The organism is Tenacibaculum piscium, assembly GCF_021390755.1.
Taxonomy (GTDB): domain Bacteria; phylum Bacteroidota; class Bacteroidia; order Flavobacteriales; family Flavobacteriaceae; genus Polaribacter; species Polaribacter piscius.
Genome location: NZ_JAJGWR010000001.1, coordinates 854,958 through 862,545, shown reverse-complemented (window position 1 = coordinate 862,545; position 7,588 = coordinate 854,958). Strand labels below are relative to the sequence as shown.

General features: G+C 31.5%; 7 protein-coding genes. 4 read left to right on the top strand and 3 right to left on the bottom strand.

The window, feature by feature from the left end; all coding sequences use genetic code 11:
- Nucleotides 1–459: 459 nt before the first annotated feature.
- Nucleotides 460–1,146 carry an aquaporin Z gene (gene aqpZ, locus L0U72_RS03995; RefSeq protein WP_233897690.1) on the bottom strand — a complete coding sequence of 229 codons (687 nt, stop codon included), beginning with the start codon at nt 1,144–1,146 and terminating at the stop codon, nt 460–462.
- A gap of 149 nt (nt 1,147–1,295) precedes the next feature.
- Between aqpZ and L0U72_RS03990 the strand changes: the two genes are divergently transcribed.
- The 4 genes from L0U72_RS03990 (at nt 1,296) to lipA (ending at nt 4,463) form a co-directional block, all read left to right on the top strand.
- Nucleotides 1,296–1,502 carry a membrane or secreted protein gene (locus L0U72_RS03990; RefSeq protein ID WP_233884161.1) on the top strand — a complete coding sequence of 69 codons (207 nt, stop codon included), beginning with the start codon at nt 1,296–1,298 and terminating at the stop codon, nt 1,500–1,502.
- A 158-nt stretch (nt 1,503–1,660) separates the two neighbouring features.
- A complete protein-coding gene (locus tag L0U72_RS03985; RefSeq protein ID WP_233897691.1) occupies nt 1,661–2,224 on the top strand; it encodes an RNA polymerase sigma factor in 564 nt (187 codons plus the stop codon).
- 77 nt (nt 2,225–2,301) lie between these two features.
- Nucleotides 2,302–3,534, top strand: coding sequence for an Nramp family divalent metal transporter (locus tag L0U72_RS03980; RefSeq protein WP_193706585.1), 1,233 nt, complete (start codon nt 2,302–2,304; stop codon nt 3,532–3,534).
- Nucleotides 3,535–3,593: 59 nt separating this feature from the next.
- Nucleotides 3,594–4,463: a lipoyl synthase gene (gene lipA, locus L0U72_RS03975; RefSeq protein WP_101917059.1), complete on the top strand. Its 870-nt coding sequence runs from the start codon at nt 3,594–3,596 to the stop codon at nt 4,461–4,463.
- Nucleotides 4,464–4,713: 250 nt separating this feature from the next.
- On the opposite strand, the gene L0U72_RS03970 is transcribed toward lipA, so the two are convergent.
- Together L0U72_RS03970 and L0U72_RS03965 are read right to left on the bottom strand one after the other, a co-directional pair.
- Nucleotides 4,714–6,072: a pyridoxal-phosphate dependent enzyme gene (locus tag L0U72_RS03970; RefSeq protein WP_233884162.1), complete on the bottom strand. Its 1,359-nt coding sequence runs from the start codon at nt 6,070–6,072 to the stop codon at nt 4,714–4,716.
- A 249-nt stretch (nt 6,073–6,321) separates the two neighbouring features.
- A complete protein-coding gene (locus L0U72_RS03965) occupies nt 6,322–7,557 on the bottom strand; it encodes an ABC transporter permease (protein ID WP_101917007.1) in 1,236 nt (411 codons plus the stop codon).
- Between the last annotated feature and the right edge of the window lie 31 nt (nt 7,558–7,588).

Below are 7,588 nucleotides of genomic sequence, written 5' to 3'. Positions count from 1 at the left end.
GCCTATTTAAATTTACTGTAAAAATTAGATATCGCTATCGCGAGCATCTTGCTCGTGAACAAAGTTAAAAACACAAGAAATAAAAAATATTTTAGCACAAGCAAGATACTTTCGCTAGCCAAGGATATTCTAAGAGCCTGTTTAAATTTTATTTAAAAACATTTTATAGTTGAAAAATCGAATCCGTCAAACTGAATTTATTTCAGTTTGACGGATTCGATTTTCTGTTTTCATGCTATAAAACTTTTTTTTGATGAAATTTAAACAGGTTCTAAACTTGAACAATTTTAATAAATAGACCTAGCCCCGATTGAAGCAATTGTTTGAGCTCTTTTTTGATTTTTCTTCAAAAAAAGCGAGTGCGGAAAGCGGGAAATAGCTCCAAAAAAAAAATCACCCTTTATAAAAATAAAAGGTGATTTGTAATCTTAAAAATCCTACTATGAAATAATTAAAATATTACGCTTTATCAAACAATGCTTTATGAATAAAACCTGCAACCATTGCTCCTGCTATTGGCGCTACCCAAAATAACCAAGATTGTGCTAAATATCCTCCACCTGCAAACAACGCCTGACTCATAGAACGTGCCGGATTTACAGAAGTATTCGTAATCGGAATGCTAATTAAATGAATCAATGTTAAACCCAAACCAATCGCTATTGGTGCAAAACCTTTTGGCGCACGTTCATTCGTACTTCCTAAAATTATCAACAAGAAAAACATCGTTAATAAAAATTCCGCTACAAAAGCAGATGTCATATTATAACCTCCTGGCGATAATTCACCATAACCATTCGCCGCAAAACCACCAATACTTTCAAAATCAGACTTCCCAGAAACAATTAAATATAATGCTCCAGCTCCCAAAATAGCTCCCAATAATTGAGAAATAATATAAGGTAACAACTCCTTTGCTGAAAATTTTCCTCCTGCCCATAATCCTAATGATACCGCAGGATTAAAATGACCACCCGAAATATGACCAACAGCATACGCCATCGTTAAAACAGTTAATCCGAATGCTAAAGCAACTCCCGCAAAACCAATTCCTAACTCAGGAAAACCCGCCGCAAAAATAGCACTCCCACAACCTCCAAAAACTAACCAAAATGTTCCGAATGATTCCGCTAAATATTTTTTCATACCTCTAAAGTTTAAATTAATTGTTATTGTTTTTTAATTATGACACCAAATAAAAATAAAAGTCACGCACATAAACCTACAATAAAATAATTCTCTAAAAAAGAAGTTCGTATCTTTTCGTATCTTTGTAAAACAAAAAATTTTAAATTATGAAATTAGTTTTTATTACTATCGGATTATTAGCACTTGCTTTTGCTGGAATCGCAATAAAAATTTGGGCTAAAAAAGATGGCGAATTTGCAGGAACTTGTGCAAGTCAAAATCCTGTTTTAAATGAATCTGGTGAATCTTGTGGGTTTTGCGGTAAAACACCAGACCAATTCAACTCTTGTAGTGAACCTGAACACGAAAAATAAAAAACTTTTTAATTCAAAAATCAGTACTTCACTACTCTTACACCTATTCTATACCTAAAAAAATAAATGATTCGTATTAAATACTAAAATAATATTTTCAGGGTTATTTTAGTGTTTAATACTATCAAAAACCATTTCTAAAAATATCTTGGAAAATCTTGGAAATACAAAACGAAAAAGTACAACTACATATTGAGAAAGCTAAAAAAGGAAATCAAATTTCTTTTAATTTTTTACTCGATACTTTTTGGAATGATGTATATCGGTATCAATTATCAAAAATAAAAAACGATAACGATGCCGAAGATATTACTATCCGAACTTTTTCGAAAGCATTTGATAAAATTCATACGTTTAATACAACATATAAATTTAAAACTTGGCTAATCGCTATTTCTAAAAATGTATATATTGATTTTTTAAGAAAAAAAAATAGCCGTATTTTACTCGATACTTCCAAAGAACAAGAAGAAGCCGCATCTAGAATTATTGACAATGCTCCTTCTCCTGAAGATAAAATTATTACTGAACAAAATTTAGCCAAACTTCTAAGAGATATTAAAAAACTAAAACCGAAATATCAAGAAGTTATTCATTTGCGTTTTTTTCAAGAATTGAGCTACAAAGAAATTTCTGATAAAACTAAAGAACCTATCAATAATGTAAAAATAAAATTATTACGAGCTAAAAAACTATTAGCAGAAATAATAAAAAAACCATAACTTAAAAAAAACACGTAACCTAACCGTTAATTTTAAGATTATCAATACATTGTTTTATCTTTTTTTGATCTCTTTATATGAAAAAATCACTTTCAAATATATTAGGGCCTGGATTGCTATTTGCGGGAGCTGCCATAGGCGTATCTCATTTAGTGCAAGCAACAAGAGCTGGTGCCGATTTTGGTTTCGGGTTACTTTGGGCACTTTTAATTGTATCTTTATTTAAATATCCTTTTTTTCAATTTGGTCCCAGATACGCTGCCGCCACAGGAGAAACATTGTTAGACGGATATAAAAAATTAGGCAAAGGAGTACTACTTTGCTATTTTATATTAAATTTCGCAACTATGTTTACCATTCAAGCAGCTGTTACAATTGTTACCGCTAGTTTAGCGGCAACAATTTTTGGTTTTACAAGTGATTTAATTATTTGGTCAGTACTTATTTTAGGAATCAGTATGCTTCTTTTAAGTGTTGGGAAATATAAATTACTCGATAATTTAATGAAATATATTATCTTCATATTAACAATAAGCACTATTATTTCTGTAATTGTCGCCTTATTTAGCACTCAAAAAGGATTCAATTTTCAACAAATACTACCTAGCGGAACGGCACAAATTACTTTTTTAATTGCCTTTTTAGGATGGATGCCCGCGCCTTTAGATGTATCTATTTGGCATTCATTATGGTCGGTCGAAAAAAGTAAAACTACTTTTCAACAAATAAAACCCAAACATGCTATTTTTGATTTTAATGTCGGTTACATCGCTACCTTTTTTTTAGGTGTTTGTTTTGTTATTTTAGGAGCATTAGTCATGTATCAATCAGGAGAAACATTCTCTAATAAAGGAACTGTTTTTGCAAAACAATTAATTCATTTATATACCAAAAACTTAGGAGATTTTTCTTATTTATTCATAGGAATTGCCGCTTTTACGACCATGTTTAGCACCACCTTAACAACCCTAGATGCCTCTCCTAGAGCCATGACAAAAACTTCAGAATTATTATCCGAAGCATTATTCAACAAAAAAAATAAACTAAATTATTGGTTTTGGATGCTTTTTTTAACCGCTGGAACCTTCGTAATCTTATCTTATTTTTTATCAGATATGGGATTTTTAGTAAAAATAGCAACGGTTTTATCATTTTTAACAGCACCATTTTATGCTATTTTAAACTATATTTTGATCACAGGAAAACATACTCCTGTAAAAAATCGACCAAAATTACCCTTGCGGATTTTAAGTATTCTAGGAATCATTTTTTTACTCGCATTTAGTATTTGGTTTTTAATGAATTTATAAGACGTTTCTTTGTAAATCTTTGTAAATTTGCTATTCAATTTTATCGAATTTTTATCGAAATGGCAAACGAATCAGTAATAGTACCAGAAAGAGTAAAAAAACCAAAATGGTTACGTGTAAAGTTACCTGTTGGGAAAAAATATACCGAATTAAGAACATTAGTAGATAAGTATAAATTAAACACTATTTGTACCAGCGGTAGTTGCCCAAACATGGGAGAATGTTGGGGAGAAGGAACGGCTACTTTTATGATTTTAGGAAATATCTGCACCCGTTCTTGTGGTTTTTGTGGCGTGAAAACAGGAAGACCAGAAACCGTAGAATGGGATGAACCCGAAAAAGTTGCCCGCTCTATTAAATTAATGAACATCAAACATGCCGTTTTAACTTCGGTAGATAGAGATGATTTAAAAGATGGCGGTTCTATTATTTGGGCAGAAACTGTAAATGCAGTCCGAAGAGCAAATCCTAAAACAACAATCGAAACATTACTTCCTGATTTTCAAGGAAATCAAAAACTAATTGATAGAATTATTGACGTTGCTCCTGAAGTAGTTTCTCATAATGTAGAAACCGTTCGTAGATTAACTCGTGAAGTTCGTATTCAAGCAAAATATGACCGAAGTTTAGGTGTTTTAAAATATCTAAAAGATAACGGAATGCGTACAAAATCGGGGATTATGCTCGGTTTAGGAGAAAAAGAAGAAGAAGTAATTCAAACCATGAAAGATTTACGTAATGTTGGTTTAGACATCATTACTATTGGACAATATTTACAACCAAGTAAAAAACACTTGCCTGTAAAAGAATTTATTACGCCTGAACAATTTAAAAAATATGAAACCTTAGGTTTAGAAATGGGATTTATGTACGTAGAAAGTGGCGCTTTAGTACGTTCTTCATACAAAGCACACAAACACGCACAATAAAGCATTGTTTTTTAATGATTTTTTAACACTTTAACAAAAAAGCGTTAAAAAAATGTCAAATAATTAAAAACAAATATAAATTAATAGTTTTATAGCTAAATTTGTAGCGTACTTGTGATAAGGTATTATGAAATCAGCTTTGTAAACTGTTTTCATTATGTAAATTATTTGAATTATTTAATAAAAAAAAAGCCCAATCTCATGTTGGGCTTTTCTTTTTATGTATTCTTATTTTTAAATAAAACGTATGTTAAATAGCATTTATAATATCATGTTTTGTAATAATATGATGTTTTCCGTTTCCTAAATCAACCATTACGGCTTGATTTTCTTTGGTTATTAATTTCGAAACAGCATCAATCGAAGCATTTAATTGCACCACAGGATACATTGCTCCCATCACATTTTTTATCGGAGTATCTGCAATATTTTTATCTTCAATATAACGATGCAATAATGCCGATTCATCAACAGAACCAACCAAACCATTCACATCTCTTACAGGAATTTGCGAAATTTTAAATTCACGCATTCGCTCAATAGCATGAGAAACTAATTCCTCAGTTTGAACCGTAATTAAATCTTTGTCAAGATGTGATTTTATTAAATCGGCTGCCGTTGTAATTTCTTTATCTAAAAAACCACGCTCACGCATCCAATCATCATTAAACATTTTTCCTACATATCGACTTCCGTGATCATGAAAAATAACCACCACCACATCATCTTTTTTGAAATTTTCTTTTAATTGCAACATTCCCTTAATTGCCGAACCTGCCGAATTTCCTACAAAAATCCCTTCTTCTAAAGCTATTTTACGAGTATAAACCGCCGCATCTTTATCGGTAACTTTGGTAAATCCATCAATTACTGAAAAATCAACATTTTTAGGAAGAATATCTTCGCCAATTCCTTCGGTGATATACGGATAAATTTCATTTTCATCAAAAATACCTGTTTCATGATATTTCTTAAATACAGAACCGTATGTATCAATTCCCCAAATTTTTATATTCGGATTTTGCTCTTTTAAATATTTTGCCGTTCCTGAAATCGTTCCTCCTGTACCTACTCCAACCACTAAATGCGTGATTTTCCCATCTGTTTGTTCCCAGATTTCTGGTCCTGTTTGCTCATAATGTGTAATCGCATTTGATGGATTATCATACTGATTCACATACCAAGAATTTGGCGTTTCTTCCCCTAATCGCTTAGAAACCGAATAATATGAACGAGGATCTTCTGGCTCTACATTGGTCGGACAGACGATAACCTCTGCTCCAACAGCTCGTAAAATATCCATTTTTTCTTTAGATTGCTTATCCGAAATTACAAAAATACATTGGTATCCTTTTACAATTGCCGCCAATGCTAAACCCATTCCTGTATTTCCTGAAGTTCCCTCGATAATCGTTCCTCCTGGTTTTAAACGACCGTCAGCCTCTGCATCTTCAATCATTTTTAATGCCATTCTATCTTTAATAGAATTTCCTGGATTAAACGTTTCTACCTTTGCTAACACTAAAGCATCAATTTCTTTAGTCACAGAATTTAACTGAACTAATGGCGTATTTCCAATAGTCTCTAAAATATTTTTTGCGTATCTCATTTCTTCGTTTTACAAAAACAAAGGTAATTTTTTTTAAACGTTTTACAAGTATCCTATTTGTTTAGTATTCGTTATTAATTATCTAAAAAAAAACGAAATTAAATACCTGCCGAAACTTCATAAATAACCTTAGCCCCGATTGAAGCTTTGTTTGAGCTCCTTTTTTTGATTTTTCTTCAAAAAAAGAGCGAGTGCGGAAAGCGGGAAATAGCTCCAAAAAAATCAAACTTAAAGTATACAAAACTTAAACTATGCAAACTTAATGGATTTTGAAGGCTCGATTTTCGTGATAATATACGATGGAATTATCAACATTAAAAAACACAATAAAAGTGTGCCAAAACTCAACAAAAATACCGCTGTAATACTGATGCTTACAGGAACCGTAGAAACCGCATAAGTCGCTGAATCTAAACTAATAAGCTTAAAGTATTTCTGAATTAACAACAGTGAAATCCCTATTAAATTTCCCCAAAATAATCCCTTGATTATTAAATAAGACGCATTGTATAAAAATATCTTTTGAATACTCCAATTCGTGCTTCCCAAAGCTTTTAAAATTCCAACCATTTGAACACGCTCCAAAATTAAAACAAGTAAAGCTGTTATCATGTTAATTCCTGCAATTAAAATCATAATTCCGATAATAAACCATACATTATTATCAAATAATTTAATCCATTCAAAAATTAATGGGTAATTTTCGACAATAGTACTACTATTTAATGTTGCTCCAATAGTACTATAAATCTCATCTCCTTTTGATTGTAATGTGTCAAAATCATCAAGCAAAACCTCAAAACCTCCAACCTGATCAGCCTTCCAACGATTGATTTGACGCACTTCTCGAATATCGCCAATAACCATCGTTTTATCAAAATCAGTAAAACCTGTATTGAAAATACCAACAATAATAGGCGTACGCATTTTGTATTTTAACTTACTTTTTTCGGCACTAAACAACGTTTGAATCGTATCGTTCAACTTAAAACCCAACCGATTTGCAATAGCCTGAGAAATTATTATTTCTTTATTTCGAGCTTGATTAAAATTAGGCAAACGCCCTTGTTGTAAATATTCTTTGAAGAATGAAAAATCATAATCGGAAGAAACTCCTTTAAAAATAATCGCCTCAAAATCAGTAGGCGTTCGGATGATACCCGCAACATTTGCGAAAACTTGCACGTTTTTAATGCCCTCTATATTTTTAAACTTCGGATAAAAATCTTGATTCTTTGAAATCGGAACCGTAGAAATATCCGAATTATTTGTATCATAATTTACAATCTGAACATGCCCTTTAAAAGCTGTCATTTTATCACTGATTTTTTCCTGATATCCAGCAACAATAGAAACTGCCACCAACATAATAGCAATTCCTAGCGCAATCGCACTCGTTGCAATTTTAATAATCGGCGATGAAATACTACTTTTATACGCTTTTCCAGCAATAATTCGTTTGGCTATAAATAATTCGAAATTCAAAAGTTACGTTTTTTTAACAAATTCAAAAGTA